11 protein-coding genes are annotated in these 17768 nt (G+C 41.2%); all 11 read right to left on the bottom strand.

Going from position 1 to position 17768, the window contains the following annotated elements; translation table 11 throughout:
• Positions 1-42: 42 nt before the first annotated feature.
• The 11 genes from AQPE_RS14815 to AQPE_RS14770 all read right to left on the bottom strand — a co-directional run bounded on the left by AQPE_RS14815 (position 43) and on the right by AQPE_RS14770 (position 17657).
• A complete protein-coding gene (locus tag AQPE_RS14815; protein ID WP_318347276.1) occupies positions 43-2043 on the bottom strand; it encodes an alpha amylase C-terminal domain-containing protein in 2001 nt (666 codons plus the stop codon).
• A 167-nt stretch (positions 2044-2210) separates the two neighbouring features.
• Entirely contained in the window at positions 2211-3182 is a 972-nt protein-coding gene (locus AQPE_RS14810) for a glycoside hydrolase family 43 protein (RefSeq protein ID WP_318347275.1), read from the bottom strand.
• Positions 3179-4294, bottom strand: coding sequence for an endo-1,4-beta-xylanase (locus AQPE_RS14805; protein WP_318347274.1), 1116 nt, complete (start codon positions 4292-4294; stop codon positions 3179-3181). The genes AQPE_RS14810 and AQPE_RS14805 overlap by 4 nt, the downstream gene beginning before the upstream one ends.
• Before the next feature lie 20 nt (positions 4295-4314).
• A complete protein-coding gene (locus tag AQPE_RS14800; protein WP_318347273.1) occupies positions 4315-5778 on the bottom strand; it encodes an MFS transporter in 1464 nt (487 codons plus the stop codon).
• 41 nt (positions 5779-5819) lie between these two features.
• Positions 5820-7961 carry an alpha-glucuronidase family glycosyl hydrolase gene (locus AQPE_RS14795; protein ID WP_404800985.1) on the bottom strand — a complete coding sequence of 714 codons (2142 nt, stop codon included), beginning with the start codon at positions 7959-7961 and terminating at the stop codon, positions 5820-5822.
• Positions 7962-8022: 61 nt separating this feature from the next.
• Complete coding sequence (locus tag AQPE_RS23905) at positions 8023-8193, bottom strand: hypothetical protein (RefSeq protein WP_404800984.1); 171 nt, start codon at positions 8191-8193, stop codon at positions 8023-8025.
• Positions 8194-8240: 47 nt separating this feature from the next.
• Positions 8241-10211 (bottom strand): sialate O-acetylesterase, encoded by a 1971-nt coding sequence (locus AQPE_RS14790; RefSeq protein WP_318347271.1) that lies wholly within the window; start codon positions 10209-10211, stop codon positions 8241-8243.
• A 162-nt stretch (positions 10212-10373) separates the two neighbouring features.
• The gene (locus tag AQPE_RS14785; RefSeq protein ID WP_318347270.1) at positions 10374-12158 is read right to left on the bottom strand and encodes a RagB/SusD family nutrient uptake outer membrane protein; all 1785 of its coding nucleotides are present in this window, start codon (positions 12156-12158) and stop codon (positions 10374-10376) included.
• A gap of 144 nt (positions 12159-12302) precedes the next feature.
• Entirely contained in the window at positions 12303-15683 is a 3381-nt protein-coding gene (locus tag AQPE_RS14780; protein WP_318347269.1) for a TonB-dependent receptor, read from the bottom strand.
• Positions 15684-15815: 132 nt separating this feature from the next.
• Complete coding sequence (locus AQPE_RS14775; RefSeq protein WP_318347268.1) at positions 15816-16868, bottom strand: FecR family protein; 1053 nt, start codon at positions 16866-16868, stop codon at positions 15816-15818.
• A 204-nt stretch (positions 16869-17072) separates the two neighbouring features.
• On the bottom strand, positions 17073-17657 hold the full coding sequence (locus tag AQPE_RS14770) for an RNA polymerase sigma factor (protein ID WP_318347267.1): 585 nt from the start codon (positions 17655-17657) through the stop codon (positions 17073-17075).
• Between the last annotated feature and the right edge of the window lie 111 nt (positions 17658-17768).

Below are 17768 nucleotides of genomic sequence, written 5' to 3'. Positions count from 1 at the left end.
TTCCCAATGACTAATGACTTTGTACTTGAGATTCAAGACACCCTATTTCCCCTGCTTCTTTAAAACTAGCGCCGTTCGGGCAGGCAAATAAAGCAATAAATAATGCTGACTATTTGCATCGCCGGATGGATGAGTGCCATAAATCAGTTGATTATCAATCCGGTTTTGACCGCCAAAACGATCTTCGTCGGTATTCAGCACAATTTTATATTTCGAAGCTTCCAACGGAATTCCATAATCGACCAGCGATTGTGTTGGATGGAAATTGAATACAAAAAGATACTTTCCCCGTGTGTAGGCAAGTACCTCATTCTCTTTATGGTCGTGCACCCAATTCACTTCTGGTGTTTCGATCAGCTTGTCCTTTTTGGCCATGGCAATCATTTCGCGATCAAAATCCGACAACCAACAGTATTTCAACTCTTTATTATCTTCCAGACTCCACAATCTCCGGGTATGGGCATACGACCAGTTATTTCCTTCCCTCGGAAAATCGATCCACTCCGGATGCCCAAATTCATTGCCCATGAAATTGAGATAGGCACCACCAGCGCACGATAAAGTTGCTAGGCGAATCATTTTATGCAAAGCAATGCCGCGCTCTACAGCCAAATTAGGCTGATCTTTGCGCATGCTGAAGTACATTTCTTTATCAATCAGTCGGAAAATAATAGTTTTATCACCCACCAACGCCTGATCGTGCGATTCGGCATAACTGACTACTTTTTCGTCCATCCGTTTCGATGTCAGTTCATAAAAAATGTTCCCGACATCCCATTTCTCGTCCGAAACTTCTTTAATCAGCTTGATCCAGAAATCAGGAACACCCATTGCCATGCGGTAGTCGAAACCCAGTCCTCCATCATTATAAGAAGTTGCCAACCCTGGCAATCCACTCATTTCTTCAGCAATCGAAAGTGCATTTGGGTTTATCTCGTGAATTAACCGGTTAGCCATGATGAAATAAGAAAATGCTTCCTGATCGAGTCCGGCATTGAAATAATCGTCGTAACAAGTGAAAGCCTTTCCTAAACCATGGTCGAAATACAGCATGCTGGTTACACCATCGAAACGAAAACCATCGAACCTGAAGTCTTCGAGCCAGTAACGTATATTCGAAAGGAGAAAATGAATGACTTCTGTTTTTCCGTAGTTAAAACAATACGAATCCCAGGCAGGATGCTCGCCTTTTGGCCCGTCATGGAAAAACTGCCAGCGTGTTCCGTCGTATTTTCCCAATCCTTCCACCTCATTTTTCACAGCGTGCGAATGCACCAAATCGATAATAACCAATATGCCCATTCCGTGCGCTTCATCAACCAATTGTTTCAGTTCTTCCGGAGTACCAAACCGCGACGAGGGAGCAAAAAAGCTTGACACATGGTAACCAAAACTTCCGTAGTATGGATGTTCAGGAATAGCCATGAGTTGAATGGTATTGTATCCTGCCTGCTGAATACGTGGCAAAATATTCGTCCGGAATTCATTGTAGGTATGTACTCGGGCATCTTCTCCAGCCATTCCAATGTGCGCTTCGTAAATCAAAGGAGCCTCTGCCGACCGCTGAAATTTGGAATGTTTCCATTTGAACTCTTTTTCGGGAGCCCAAACCTGAGCATTAAAAATCTTGGTATAATCGTCCTGAACTACCCGGTTTGCCCAGGCCGGAATTCGTTTGCCCTGACCGCCTTCCCAATAAATCGAAAAGGCGAATAAATCACCATGGCTCATCTTTTCTTGAGAAAGCCGAAGCTCCCAGTTACCTGATCCGGTGAAATTAAATGCGTATTCAGGCAGCTCCTGCCAGTTGTTAAACTCACCAATCAGGTATATTTCAGTGGCATTTGGAGCCCAGTCGCGTATAACCCATTGGTTCTTTTCGCGATGTAGTCCATACCACTTATGCCCCTGAGCAAAATCACTCAAACTTTGACCTCGCAGAATCTCTTGTTCCTTATCTTTCGCAGTCTGCAACCTATCGATGATGATCGAAGTGAACGGTTCGAGGTAACTATCGTTTTTGATTAAATTTGGAAGTTTCATGGTGTTTTCAGTTTGCTTAAAGATAAGAAAAACATAAAGGCTGAAGCATGTCTGAAACGATAAAAAAAAGGCTACCCCAGTTGATAACTGAAACAGCCTTTTCCCTCAAATACTTAAGGGTTTTTGCATCAAAATTTTAAAGAAACTTTTTAATATTTAAGTGTTCCCTATTCACCACCCCCTTCAATGGTTTTAATTGTTCCGTCTTCGTTGTATTCGATCTCAACCACTTTCAGGCTTCGCAGCCAGGTTCTTCCTCCTGAAGGAACTGAGTCGTGATGAAACAAGTACCACTTCCCTTTGAACTCAGCAATGGCGTGATGTGTTGTCCAACCAACGACAGGAGTCAGAATCACACCCTGATAAGTAAATGGCCCGTAAGGATTATCACCAATGGCATAGCACAACAAATGCGTATCGCCCGTTGAATAGGAGAAGTAATATTTCCCTTTATAGAGATGCATCCAGGAGGCTTCGAAGAAACGGTTGGTTTGTCCGGCTTTCATCGGAGTTCCATCCTGATTCAGGATAGTTACAGGCCGTGGTTCTTCAGCAAAACCCAGCATGTCGTCCGACAAACGAACTACGCGCGATGGCAATGCCAATTCATCTCCTGAAGGCAAATAAGCGCTTTCCAACGCTTTGTTGTCTTTGTATCGTTGCAACTGGCCTCCCCACAAACCGCCGAAATACATGTAATGAGTTCCATCGGTATCTTCAAATATGGCAGGGTCGATGCTATAACTTCCGCGGATTGGATCGGGCTGTGGAATAAACGGGCCTGCCGGGCTATCGGAAATAGCCACGCCCAAACGGAAAATATCGGTTTTGTCCTTCAACGGATAGTACATAAAGTATTTTCCGTTTTTGTAAGCCACGTCGCAATCCCACAACTGACGTCCAGCCCAGGCAATGTCGCTTACCTTAAGCACAACACCGTGGTCTGTCAACGGCTCATTTTCAATATCCGAAGTGGAGAACACATGGTAATCATTCATGTCGAAATGATCGCCATTGTCGTTTTCAGGAATTCCTGATTCGCGATCGTGGGAAGGATAAATGTAGAGTTTCCCTTCAAAGACATGAACAGCCGGATCGGCCATAAAGTCGTTTTCAACTAAATATTTCGACTTTTTCATTTTTTGTATTTTTTTGCCATTTTAATCATTTCGTCAACTACCGGCTTGCGTTGGTTATTGCGGTCGAAAAGCACTGGATAATCTTTTCTACCCCGGATCGGAAAATTATTCAGCCAGGTTGTGTTATCGCTCAAACCCCAAACCGTTACACGATCAACCACATCGTCGTATTTCAGGAAAAGACCGAACATGTCCAACATGCGTTTATTCCATTTCTGCTGAATTGAGTCGGGTATCGCTTCACGGTATGGATCCATTTCCTTCGAATACTTGAAATTAGCAGCAATGTTTGCCCCATCATATGGACTTGGAAGAATTGAAATGTCCCATTCTGTTATCAGGATATGTACACCTGCATCTTTGAGCTTTTTAAAGCTGGCTTCCGCAGCTTCTAGTGTCGGTGAATTCATGTGCATGTGTGCTTGCGAACCAACGGCATCAATCCGGCAGCCGGCAGCCTTGAGTTCTTTGACCAATTCAACGATTGCATCGCATTTGGCCGGAGTTTCCACATTGTAATCGTTGTAGTACAATTCGGCATCAGGGTCGGCCTCATGAGCAAACTGGAAGGCATATTTGATGAAATCCTTGCCCAGAATCTGGTAAAATTTGCTGTTCCGGTAGGTGCCGTTGTCTTCAAAAGCTTCGTTTACCACGTCCCAGCCTTTAATGCGACCTTTGTAGCGGCCAACAACGGTAGAAATGTGCTGATGCATACGTTCTTTCAGAACTTCAGGGGATACATCTTTCCCTTCTGCATCAACGAAGAACCATCTGCCAATTTGGGAATGCCACATCAGGCAGTGACCGGTAACAGCCTGTTTATTTTTTTCACCAAAGGCCACAAATTTATCGGCATCATCCCAATTGTACCGGTTTTCTTCCGGATGGATAGGCTGTGGTTTCATACAGTTTTCAGGAACAATGGCACTGAATTCTTTTGCGATAAGTTCCGTTTCTACTGGATTAACGCCATTGACTTGCTGCGGATTGACAGCTACCCCAAACAAAAATTTACCTTTGGTAGCTTCTGCCAACGTTTTTTGTGCTTTTGTTTGTAAGGATGTTAGTAACACCAAAGCCGTAACTGCAATAATATGTTCGATTTTCATGTGTTTATTTTTATTTTCTATTATGACTTTTCCTTCCTGCGTATTTTTAAATCTTCTTCAATTTTTACTTCCATTTTCTTATCGATTACATAGAAGAAAAGAAGGCCAACACCCAAAAGAAATGGAATTGACGGATAGATGCTCACAAGCATTCTCGCTCCTTCGGAAACAGAATGGGGTTGAATGATCTCCTGCCCTGCAACCGCACTTTCCTTGGCAATATATCCGTATAATCCTAAAATCCATGTAAGCAAAGCGCCTCCAATGGAGAGTCCTGCTTTGAGTCCTACCATCATTGCTGAGAAAATAATGGCTGTTGCCCTGCGATTTGTTTTCCATTCTGAATAATCGGCAACATCGGCAATCATAGCCCAAAGAACCGGAATGGTAATGCCATAGAAAAATCCATGCAGAATTTGCGAACCAAACATCAAAAGCACACTTTCAGGTTTGAAAAAAATGAAGATCAGGACAAAAAAGGTAGCCGCAAGCAATCCATACTTATAGACATCCCGTTTACCATATTTATCTGCAAGTTTCTTTGAAAATGAGATTCCGACAATCATGAAGATAATACCTCCGGCGTTAAACAAACCAAAACCGGCAGCCGCAGGATCTGAACCAAAGAAGTTGATTCCTAAATCGGACAAGCCAGCAATTACAGGACTAATAAAATTAGCCAGGGCAGCTTTATCTACGTAATTATTAAAATAGTACACATACGAACCGCCTTTCATGGCAAGGGTAATGAACACCAGAATGGTTAAACCGAGCATAATCAGCCAAGGCCGGTTCTTCATCAAATCCGATAAGTCATCTTTGATGGACGATTTCTGCTCTATCGAAGGAACAATTCGCTCCCTGGTTGTAAAGAAAGTGATAAGTAACATGACTGTTCCAACGATAGCCATCCAGGTCATTACGGTTTCAATACCGGCGGCCTTGTCCCCATGACCGGCATAAATAATGATCGGCAACATAAACACCTGCACAAAGAACTGGGCAAACATTACCGCCACAAAACGGTACGACGAGATACTGTTCCGTTCGCCCATGTCGCCGGTAATTACACCACTTAGAGCCGAGTATGGTAAATTACTTGAAGCATACAACATCAGCAATAAAGAATAAGTCACCGCAGCGTAAATCAATTTTCCTTTGTACGAAAAATCTGGTGTCGAAAATGCAAGAAGAGCAACGACCCCAAGCGGAATAGCTGTGTAAAGAATCCAGGGCCTGAATTTGCCCCACTTCGAATTGGTCCGGTCGGCCAATACTCCAATGATTGGATTAAAAATAAAGGCGGCAGTCAATCCAACAGAAAGCATTATGATAGAAGCATCTGTACTTTTCAACCCATAAATGTCGGTATAGAAATAAGCCAGATAGGTAATTAAGGTCTGGAAAACCAGGTTAGCGGCCAAATCGCCCAAGCTGTACCCAATTTTCTCGAATACTGAAATTTTTTGTGACGTTGAATTCATTTCTTTAATGGTATTGGTTCTTAATTTTAGTACAAACGTGTTTAGTTATGATTCTTTAAATTGAATTTTTGCTTCTTAAGTTCGTCCAACTGATGAATTGGCCGATCTAGTTTTTCAGGTATCGGTTTATTCGAAAAAGTCTGGAAGTACAACAGACAGGCATCGCGCCACCAAACCGCTTCTTTTTCCTGAATAGCCAATTTTTGCTGAACTTCTCGGAATCGTTCTTCGTCGATTTTACCTTCCTGATTATCCCATGTTTTCTGAAATGATTTTACAGAGTTCACTCCTGAACTGTATTTGTAGCACAATTCGTCCCAAAGGTTGTTGCCATTTGGAAGGATATAATTCCAGGATAAATGATGAAACCACAGCAGGTAAATTTCCGCGCAGGTTGCCACATTTTCGTACAGCGAACGCAAAGGCTCCGCATATTGTCCAACTGCATTACTTCCGGTCGAAGTGCGGTCGAACCCAATTCCGGCGGAATCGGCTTTGTGATAATAGGATGGCATCCAGTCGGGACGAGCATTCGGAATGGCACACCAGGGCTCCGGTCCGTAGTGATGATCCCAGCCCATCAGGTGGTGCAAACCCATTGGAGTCATGTAATTTACAACCGCTTCACGCGATTGCATCATCATCGAGCCAACTTCTGAAACAAACTCCGGATCGCGAGAAAACGTTTGTTCAATCCACTCGGTAGCAATTTCGCCCGACGACAATTTGTTGTTCCAGGCCAAACGCCCGAAAACATACCAGTTTGCCTGATTAAACTGATGACCGCACCAGTTTACATCTTCGCCAATATTTGCCACACCCGCGATTGCAGTTACTTTATTCCTGAAAAGCGATCCATCGGTAACACGCGCAACTGTTGAGTTTTTGCCCAAAACATAGGTATCGGCATCCAGGCATTCTTCAAACAAAGGGCCGAGATAAGCCAAATGAGTATTCATCCCCAGGTATTCTTTGGTAATCTGGAATTCGGGCATCAAATTCGTATTTTTCATGGCACCAAACAAAGGACTAAACGGCTCACGCGGTTGAAAATCAATCGGTCCGTTTTTCACCTGAATAATCACGTTCGATCTGAACTTTCCATCCAAAGGCGTAAATTCTTTGTATGCTTGTTTCGCCCGGTCATCGCCATCAGGATGATATACAAAAGCACGCCACATCACAATTCCGTTGTGCGGAGCGAGTGCGTCGGCCAACATATTTGCACCATCAGCATGGGTGCGCCCAAAATCTTGTGGCCCTGGCAAACCTTCCGAATTGGCTTTCACCAGGAAACCGCCAAAGTCAGGAATCAAATTATATATTTCATCAGCTTTCTTTTTCCACCAATCCTGAACTTTTTCGTCCAATGGATCGGAAGTTGGCAAGCCTCCCAACTTGGCTGGCGATGAAAAGTTGACCGCCAGATAAACCCGAATTCCATAGGGTCGGAAAATATCGGCCAAAACTTTGACCTTGCGCAGGTATTCGTCGCTTAAGATTTTGGGACTTGCATTCACATTATTCAAAACCGTTCCGTTTATACCTATCGAAGCATTGGCCTGCGCGTAGAATTCATATTTGGGACTGATTTTCTCAGGCAATTCATCCCATTTCCAGATCGAATGGCCGGCATATCCACGTTCGACGGTTCCGTCCAGATTATCCCAATGATTTAAAATCCGCCGATTATAGGAAGGTTTCTCTTTCAAATTTAAATTGGATAACTGATGTCCTTGCTGAATTTGTCTGATCAACTCAAAAACTCCGTACAACAATCCGATGTCCTGATTTGCTGCCAGAAGCAGTATTTTATCCCCCTTAAAATCGACACTTTTCAAGATAAAACCTTCGTCGCCACACACGCAGAGCGTATCTGCAGAAATAAACTGACGAACTGATTTATCTTCTAAAGTTCCGATGATTATCGTTTTTTCCTGAATCTTTCTGCTCTTGGATAAAACTCTGCCCAACATACCTTTGAGCGCTTTTTCAAGCTCTGCACCCGCAATCTTTCTTGTCGGGCTATTGGTTTCAAAAGTGATAAATTGAAGCTGTTGGGAATATTCTTTTGACAAAGCAACTGGCAAAGCTTTATAGCGAAGCCATAGCTCTGAACCATCTTCAGCAAAGATGAAAATGGGTATCAAAATGCTTAGTACTAAAACTAAAATAGGTCTCATGTTCTGTTCTGGTCTATAGGTTACTTCAAACGAACCCTTTTTATAATTATAAATTACCTTTTTAATGTTTTGAAAGCCTACTTTCTGAGCCCACAAATTGCTGGTTTTCAGACATTCGATCAAAAGAAATGGTATAACGCAATCCTTTGTTGGCATTGAAATTCAGACTTGGTGATACCAGAACCGACATCGTAAATTCGCCAGTCGATTCAAAATTAATAGTATATTCCAAATAAACTGAATCTGTTTCTGTAAAACATACGTTTTGAGGAAAAGTAGTTATGGATTAGCCTGTTTTCCCCAGATCCGGAACGTATCTTCTTCAGTAGTAAAAGGCGATGCTGGTAATCCTTCCTTGTTACACAGGTTTGCTCCAGCCGGATTATCGGCCCAGGCATAACGGACTATTTTAGGTTTAACTATGGCATCGCTCCACACGATTATTTTATTCCCTTTTATTTCAGCTTTGCCCCACACCAGTTTTTTATCAGCACCAGCAATGGCGAAATGTTTCAGCTGCTTGCCATCGTTTGTAGCCAGCCCGCTTCCGCAATTGGTAAATGTGAGTTCAATTTTGTTCCCAACGATTTTCATCGATTGGTAGATTGGACCTGATGCTACAACTTTTTGGTCTCCGTAAGCTAACTTTTCAGCAGCCAGAGCAAGCCGTTGCCCAACCTCCTTTTTCCGTAGCGGATGAATGTCGTTCCATTCGCCCAAGCCAATGGTTACAGCCATGGCGGTATTAGGTACCGAAAGTAATTTCAGTTGTTGGTCGCGCATGGTTGCCCAATCGCCCTCCGAGGGTTCATTTTTGGATTCCAAAAAATCGGGAAGCTGTACAAACAAGAATGGAAGTTCTCCTTGCCCCCAGAGTTTTCGCCATTCGCCAATGAGTGTTGACATGACCGATTTATACTCATTTGCCCGACCAGTATTCGATTCGCCCTGATACCAAACCATTCCTTTCAACGTATAGTTTACTGTTGGGGAAAGCATGGCATTGTACAATCCAAGAGGCTTTCCGGGGAAAAAGGTCGACGCTGGGCAGGGATCACATTTTGCCCCGACTTTGTATTTCCAGGTTCCCTTGAGGTCGAAAGTTTGTCTATCAACGTCCAATTGATAGGGTTTATCTTTAATAAAAGCACCAATACCTGATTGGCTAATCACCTTGACGGTTATATTGTTTTTGCCGGCTTTAAGGATACCGGGAGCTATGTTGTACCGGCGTGGTGGGTATTGATAGGTAACGTTCCCAACAAAAGTCCCATTCACAAATACCGAATCACTGTCGACAATTCGACCAAGTTCCAAAAGCGCTGATTTTCCTGAGCAATTATCGGGCAGATCGATCTGTTTACGGAACCAAACAGCGCCGCTATTGAAATCCATTCCTGCCTCGGCAAACGACGATGGAAGTTGAAAATCGGGGCAAGACGAATCATCGAGCGACGGGTTGAACCAGGGAGTGCTTTTTCTGCCAAGATCGTTTTTACCGAGTTCACGAAACCAATTGGACTGAGACTCTCTTTCCGAAGCAAGCAAGTTGCGCAGGTAAGTGGTATCCGAAAGCTGTTTCGCAATTTGGTATTGTTCAGGAAAAGCTTTTAACGATTCTTCGCTAATCCAGCTTTCGGCACTCGAACCACCTGCAGCACATTGGATAATCCCCACCGGAACTTTATACTTTTCGTACAGGTCGCGGGCAAAGAAATAGCCGACAGCGGTATATTTCAGTATATTCTGAGGATTGGACTCTTCCCATTTTCCACCTGAAATATCATCTTGTGGATTGTTATAATTCCATCGAACAGGCACCTGAAAAAGCCGGATGTTTGGATTTGTACAGTTTTCAATTTCCTTTCCGTAGAGAACAGCAACCCTACTCATGGGCAGTTCCATGTTCGACTGGCCTGAACAGAGCCAAACATCGCCAAAGAGAATGTCTTTTAATTTTATAGAATTGCTGGCTGTGATTTCTATTTCGAAGGGTCCGCCAGCTTTCTGTTTTGGAAGGACAATTTTCCATTTGCCATCGACTGCTGTAATGGTTTCGAATGTCTGGCTATTAAAGCTTAGTTTAACTTTTTCGCCAGGTTTTGCCCAACCCCAAATATTTACCGGGGTTTCGCGCTGAAGTACCATACCATCGCCAACCAGTCCGGGCAGACGTACCTGACCCAATAATGTCTGAGTACTTATTAACGAAATTGCAAGAATAAGAATGTAGAAAAATCTTCGTCTCATATTGTTTTATGGTTTCTGATTCGTATCAATTGTTCATCAAAATATTCATCAAGCTCGTATTATCCAAGACTGTATAGTTACAAAAAAACTAACTTCCCAGCAAAATACAAGGATGCTGAGAAGTTAGTATATTAGTATAGTGCTTATTAATTATCCTGACAATTAATATCCAGGATTTTGATAAGCAGCCTTTTCTTCGGTGGTCATTTCCATACCATCTATTTGACTTGAAGGTATAGGGCGCAGATAGTGGTATTTCTCAATTGTGCGCGTAATTGTTGCAGGCGTATGCTGACCATAAGAGCTTCCACAGATTTGATAAGTAGATGCTAATTCATTCCATTTCTGAGTACGAACTAAATCAAACCAACGATTGCCTTCGCCATAGTATTCACGTGAGCTTTCTGCCAAAATATAGTTAATATCAATAGTTTCAGGTGTTGCAGCAATCATTGCAGCACTATTGTCAACCACTTTAGCTACGTTGCCATTATTATCCCAACGCCATTTTCCGGCACGTGCACGAATAACGTTAATCAACTCTCTGGCACTTTTACCTGATTTTACAGTTGCACCCTTCACTGCCGCTTCTGCAGCCACAAAGTATAATTCTGAGAATTTTGCAATATTGAAAGGACGTGTGCTAGCTGCATTCGGCTGTCCTAATCCACCAGCATTATCGGTACGATAAGTGCCTAGTTTCCATAGCCCCGGATAAACAATCCTACTTATTCCACTTGGTCCTATTACAAAATCTGCTCTACCTGGCAATACTCCAGCCCCGATATTTGCAGTTGAATTCGCATAAACGATGGATGCATCATCTTCGTTAAGGAATGTCAAGATTGCACCGCCGGGAGCTACTGGCATACCATTTGCATTAATCAAGGTTGCCGATTTATTCCCAGCTTTATCCCAATTACCGCGATAAACAGATACAAAGGTTCCATCGTACCTAGAATCATTTGTTTTATCGGCAAATGTATTTTTAATTACACCAATAGTCGGACACATACGAGTCCATGGACGTCCCAAATGTTGTTCAGCTTCACGTTGAACTGAACTTACACCGGAACTTCTGATGTTGGTATAGTTCCAGGTCATCATCCAACCAGCAAAATTATCAGGAGCACTGCCACTACCATAAGTAAGGCTTGATGCATTATATTTCTCACTTTTTTCTGTATGGTCGGCGTATAACAGGATTTCTTTATTGCGGTCGTTTTGGCCTAAGTTAACGTCATAGTATGTAGCCTGTAAAGCAAAAGAGGCTGGATTTTCAATAGCAGTCGTTGAAACATCGTAAGCTTGCTGAAAATACCATGCCGCATTTTTACCGTTTGGATCGGTACGGTCACAAGCAGGATAAGTGGGAATGTTGTTCGGATTTTCAAGCCACCAGGCATAAGTAAGGTAAGCTTTTGCCAAATAAAGTCTTGCAACTGTTTTGGTTACAGTACCAGTTAGACGTCCGACTTCAGGCAAATCGTTTATCGCTTTTAGCAGATCAGGGAATATGGCTTTGGTATAAACCTCAGGAACGGTGTTGCGAACAGAAGTTCTGGAAGTACTTGTGTTGAACTTAAGTTCACCTGCTCCCAAATCCAAAGGTACTCCTCCAAAAGTTTGTACCAGCAAAAAGTAGTCAAACGCTCTGAAGAATCTAGCTTCAGCAATCAAAGCATCTGAAATAGTTCCAACTACTTCCGCATTTTCAATAATACCGCTGGCAGTGTTAATATTAGGGAATGCCTGTCCCCATAAGGCATCACTGCGGCTGCTGCTTGGAGTAAGCGAACCTGCACCTGAAAGATCTACATCTTTAAAGTTATTATCTGCACTTTGAGCATAAGTAGCTTCATCAGTACCAGTTACACCTATATTGTAATAATATGCAGGTCCATAAATGTAACGGAGGTGAGAATACATTGCTGTTAGACCTCCCATTACTCCCTTTTCAGTTTTGAAAAATCCAGGAGTAAAGACGCTTCTTGGCTGTTCTTCCAAAATATCAGAACATCCCACTAAGAACAATGTCAGCAACGCTGTTCCTATATATGTTTTAAAAAGTATTCGTTTCATAGCTATCTTTTAAAATGTTAAATTAATACCAATCATGTAGTTGCGTGTTGAAGGCGTATTTGTACCTATAGTCAGCAAGCGTTTCAGGTTTGAAGAATATGCAACTGCTGCATTTTCGTTGCCATATGAATTGGTTTCCGGATCCATACCTGTTTCATGATGATAAGGAGAAAACAACACGAATGGATTTTGTACCGTACCGTAGAGACGAAGTTTACTGATACCGATATTTTTTATCAATTTTTGATTAAATGTATAGCCAAGTGTTATGGTACGGATCTTAACATAGGATGAATTGAACAAACCAAGAGTTGAGCCATATTTAGGATTATCACCATCCATAATACCGCCAGGTTTAGGATATTTAGCATCTGTATTTTCCGGAGTCCAATAGTCCACTTCTACATTGCCTCTGCGCCCGTTCAACATATTAAGATATCCTGCTGAAGAGTATAATGTACTGATAAGTTTACCACCAAATCTAAATGCACCAACTGCGCTCAAATCAAATCCTTTATAAACAATTCGAGTATTGAAACCTCCCACTAATTTTGGATCCAATTCAATCACCTGACGATCTGCAGTAGAAATTGCTCTTTTTGGTGATCCATCATCGTTGTATTCGCCTGTATATTTAACTTTGATCATACCTGCATTTCCTCCTGGAACTAATGTTTGCAGATATTTATAATCTGCATCTGTTTCATTCCAGAGTCCAATTTTCTCATAGTCATATACTACATTTAGAGAACTACCCACAAACCACCAGTTATTTTCGTCTTTTGGCTGTCCTGATGCAAGGGCTACCAGCTTGTTTTTATTACTGTACATATTAATACCAGCATCCCAGGTAAAACCGTTAACATTTTCCAAAATCACACCGCTAAGTGAGAGTTCCCATCCTTTGTTTTCTGTTTCGCCAATATTTGCTGTGTAACCCGTTACTCCTGATGTGGCTGGCAGACCAAGACCTAACAAAATATCTTTTGTTTTGGTTTGATAGTACTCTATTGTACCAGTCAGTCGATTCTTTATTAGTCCAAAGTCCAACCCATAATTCATTGTCTCAGAGTATTCCCATCCTAAATTCGGATTAGGCAATTGAGATACATAATATCCGGTAGAATAGATATCCCCAAAGTTGTATGGTCTGGTTGCCAAACGTCCAAGTGTAGCATAAGGAGCCACAGCCTGATTTGAAGTTTGCCCATAACCAGCGCGAAGTTTTAGCATATCGATAAAGTTGACATTACTCATAAATGTCTCATTTTTAATATTCCACCCTAAAGATACCGCATAGTATGGATGCCATTTATGTCCTTCCGCCAATCTTGAAGAAGCATCTGTTCTAAATGTTGCACTCAACATATACCGGTTGTCATATGAGTACATTGCACGTCCCATCCATGATATCAAACCACTTACCTGATAGTCTTGATTATCAGGATTTATAGTAACTTTATCTCCGGGAGCATGTCCTAAATTATAGAATTGTAGAGCATCTGAGGGAATCTCAGTTGCAGAAATTTGTGAACTATTATATTTTGTTTCTTCCGAAGAGTACATACCTACTACATTTAACTGATGCTTTTCAGCAAAATTTCGGTCGTATGTCACCAAATTTTCAACAGCCCAGTGAGTATTAAGTGAGTTACTTATACTTGCAGATGAAGGGGTTGTTGCATTAGTTGCAAATACACCTTCTCCTGTATAACTACCACCATTGGTCATCCGAAAGTCTGCACCAACGTTTGTGCGAAATTTCAGACCTTCGACACCTGGAATTTTCACTTCACCGTACATTGTATTGTAAGAACCAAATGCTTTAGATTGATCAATCCATTGATCGCCCAAACCTTTAATGATTTCTCTTGTATAAACAAACTGGTCATCCAACGGCATCTTAACGATTCGTTTCATAGTGCCATCGGCATTGTATGGATTAGCGATTGGCGACATGCTTAATACACCATATAAGCCTAAGTTACTACCCTTATTGATTGAATAGTTGCTGTTTGTAGTAAAGCCAACTTTGAAGTATTTTCCAATTTCCTGATCAAGTGAGCCGCGTAATGAATAACGACTGTAGTCCTGTCCGTACATTACGGCTTCATCGCGATTATAACCGACACCAAATTTGTAGGTTGACTTTTCAGTACCTCCTATAACGTTGAGATCGTGATTTGTGACAAGACCTTGTCTATAATAAAGGTCTTGCCAATCAATATTAACATCATCAGCCTCGTCAACTCCGTTTGTGTATTTATTTGCTAAAGTTCGGAGAGCTTTAAATTCTTCAGCATTCATCATTGGGTATTTAATGGCATTCTTCACACCATAATAACTATTGTAAGAAACCTCAGCTTTTTTACCCTTCTGCCCTTTATTCGTTGTTACTAAAATAACACCGTTTGCACCACGTGAACCATAAATCGCGGTTGCCGAAGCATCTTTCAAAATATCAATACTTTTAATATCATCAGTGCTTAAATCGCTTATCGATCCAGAAAAAGGGATACCGTCGAGTACGATCAACGGATCATTACTTGCACTGAGGGAACGTGTACCTCGAATACGGATTTGCAAACTTGCTCCAGGTTTGGTTGAGGTTTGTTCCATATCCACCCCTGCAACTCTTCCTTGCAAAGCTTGAGTAATATTTGCTGCTGGCATTTCGCGAAGCTCATTACCTTTCATTGACGCAACTGATCCTGTTATCGATTCTTTCCGTTGGGTACCATAACCAACAGCTACCACTTCTTCGATTCCAATTGACTCTTCTTCCAATGTTACATTGATAGTTGTCCGGTTACCCATGGCAATTTCCTGAGCCTTCATTCCCACAAAAGTAAATTGCAAAACTGCACTGGCCGGGATGTTTGCCAGGGTGTACTTCCCATTTGAATCAGTGATTGTTCCGTTGGTTGTGCCTTTTACCACTACCGAGACCCCAGGCAACGGAGCACCTGTTATGTCATCCACTTTACCCGCCACAGTCTTTTGTTGTTGGGTATTATTTGCAGATTCGGCAGGTGAAAGTATAATCTTCCGATCTATAATCGAATAACTTACATCAGTACCTGAAAAAAGTGATTTTAATACGTCTTCAATTCCTTTATCCTTTACACTAATGGAAACTATCCGATTGGCATCAATTAGTTTCTCATTGTAAAGGAAAAAGAATTCTGTCTGATTTTCAATCCGATCAAGAACATTAACAAGTTCGGTATTCGAAATATCCATCGAAAGTTTCGTTTTCTGTGAATAGGCGTTATTCGCATGAGTTTGCAGAAATCCGACTAGCAAAAGAATAATTGCAATTCGCATAATAAGTAAAGTTTTCTTCAGAGAATGATATAGCAATTCCCTGAATGGTTCATTTTTTTTCATAAATTTGAATGTTTTTATTAATAAAAAAAGTCTGAAAAGATGTTTTTTAAAAGGAGATCGTTGGCGCGGTTTCCTTTTTTTTACACTCCATTTAAGTACCGGTTTTCTTCATCTTAGTTTGTTTTTTGTAAGTTATATTTGTTTAAATCGTTTACTCAAAATGACTTTTTCTTTTTCATAGGTTCCATCCTGAAGTTGTTGGCGCGGAATTATCTTGTAATCTATTGGAGATGTCATGCTAAGTAACTTGAGCACTTCCTCCAATGAGTCATCCTTAAAAGTGGCCCGAAATGAAAAATGCACTAAATCATGGTCCGCAATTTCTACTTTAACATCATACCAACGTTCAATCCGCCTGGCTACTTCAGCCATATCATCTCCTCTAAAAATGAGTTTGCCATCAGTCCATCCTTTATACTTTGATGGATCAACCGTATTAACTTCAAGCTTGTTATCCTGAAGAACAAGCCTTTCCGAAGGCTTCAGAATAACTTCATCCGATTTTATATTGTCTGAAAACACCACTTTGCCGTTCTGCAAAACAACTTCGACATATTTCTCTTCGTTATAAGCACTAACATTGAAACTTGTACCTAAAACTTTAATTTTAGAACTCCCTGCGCTAATTTCAAAGGGTCGTTTTTCATTGTGAAAGACATCGAACCAGGCTTCTCCTTCAAGAGACACTTTTCTGTTTTCGCTAAAAGGCAGCGAATACGTGAGTTTAGAACCACTATTGAGCCAGCCAGTTGTTCCATCTGGCAAATTGAACGCTACTCTCGACCCCATCGGGGCATATATTTCTGAATTGACCACCTGGTCGGCAACCTGTCCGTGGGGAGTGTTGTTTAAATAAAAGTAAAAGCTTCCTGCAACAACCAATGGCAACAGTAAAACGGCAGCAACCTTCATGTAAACAATTGCCATGCGGTGAACGAGCGTCTTTCTTTTCTGAGATTCCTTTTTGCGTATTAGATGATGAACCCGGTCGAGCATCATGTTTAAATCAACATCACTTGTACTTTGATCCAGAAGTTCATTTTCCCAATCATTTTCAAGATGATTTTTTAATTCTTGATTCTTGCGTCCGTAGGAGAAGAGGTTCTCAACCCAAACGATATCAGACGAATCAGCCATTCCGTTGATGTACCGACTAATCCGCTCTATTTCATTTTGTTCTAGCATTTTCATTCCTATTGGTAAGAAGATTCGATGATTATTTTCCTTCTCCTGTATTGTTATACACACGAGGCCAGGTAATCTCATCTGAAAATCGTGTTTTTTTTCACCTTTTGATGAAAAAAGATGGAAATAATTTCACATCAGACATTATTTGTTTAATAATGAGAGTCTTGTGGGTTATAATTATTTTTCACAAATATCAGTCGACTATGCAATAAACAAGGAAATAAATAGAAGTAATGAGAATTGATTATCCTTTAAATTGGTGCGGATAAATTTTAATGATTCGGAAATATAGTTGTCAACAGTCCCGGGTGAAAGGCCAAGTTCGTCGGCAATTTCTTTAGTCGACTTGCCTTCCTGCCTACTTTTCAGGAAAATAGTTTTTTGTTTTTCAGGTAATCTGGAAATAATTTGTTCAACTTGCTCCAAAACAAATTGAAAATCGATTTGATCTTCAGTTTCTACTGAAGCTTCCGGGTTCCCGATCATACTTTTATCGAAAAAATTCTGCTGGTATTTTCTTCGTCGGAACAGATTACAAATTTCGTTATAAGCAATGGTGAAAAGGTATGATTTAAATGAAGTATCCTTTTTGATATTTTTTTGGTTCTCCCATACTTTCAGAAAAACTGATTGTACCAATTCCTCTGCCTCTTCCTTAGATCTTAAGTATTTCAACGAGAAAGCATATAATTTTCCTGCATATCGGTGATACACGAGGTCAAAAGCTTCAACATCTCCAATCCTCAGCTTTTCAATTAGTTCGTTATCAGTGTCAAGTTCCTTCAATCTTATTTTTTCGATTCGATCCTTGCAAATATAGGTTTTAAATCAATTATTTTACTTTTAAACAATAAAGGCTAGTGCATTTGACACATGAATATTTAAACTTTAGGATCC

Origin of the sequence: Aquipluma nitroreducens, from assembly GCF_009689585.1 — a bacterium.
Taxonomy (GTDB): domain Bacteria; phylum Bacteroidota; class Bacteroidia; order Bacteroidales; family Prolixibacteraceae; genus Aquipluma; species Aquipluma nitroreducens.
The sequence above is the reverse complement of the archived record's forward strand: the minus strand, read 5'-3'. Positions and strand labels throughout refer to the sequence as shown.

Coding starts and splice junctions, on each gene's coding strand:
- AQPE_RS14815 (WP_318347276.1), bottom strand. CDS start 2,043: ATGAAACTTCCAAATTTAATCAAAAACGATAGTTACCTCGAACCGTTC.
- AQPE_RS14810 (WP_318347275.1), bottom strand. CDS start 3,182: ATGAAAAAGTCGAAATATTTAGTTGAAAACGACTTTATGGCCGATCCG.
- AQPE_RS14805 (WP_318347274.1), bottom strand. CDS start 4,294: ATGAAAATCGAACATATTATTGCAGTTACGGCTTTGGTGTTACTAACA.
- AQPE_RS14800 (WP_318347273.1), bottom strand. CDS start 5,778: ATGAATTCAACGTCACAAAAAATTTCAGTATTCGAGAAAATTGGGTAC.
- AQPE_RS14795 (WP_404800985.1), bottom strand. CDS start 7,961: ATGAGACCTATTTTAGTTTTAGTACTAAGCATTTTGATACCCATTTTC.
- AQPE_RS14790 (WP_318347271.1), bottom strand. CDS start 10,211: ATGAGACGAAGATTTTTCTACATTCTTATTCTTGCAATTTCGTTAATA.
- AQPE_RS14785 (WP_318347270.1), bottom strand. CDS start 12,158: ATGGGAGGTCTAACAGCAATGTATTCTCACCTCCGTTACATTTATGGA.
- AQPE_RS14780 (WP_318347269.1), bottom strand. CDS start 15,683: ATGAAAAAAAATGAACCATTCAGGGAATTGCTATATCATTCTCTGAAG.
- AQPE_RS14775 (WP_318347268.1), bottom strand. CDS start 16,868: ATGCTAGAACAAAATGAAATAGAGCGGATTAGTCGGTACATCAACGGA.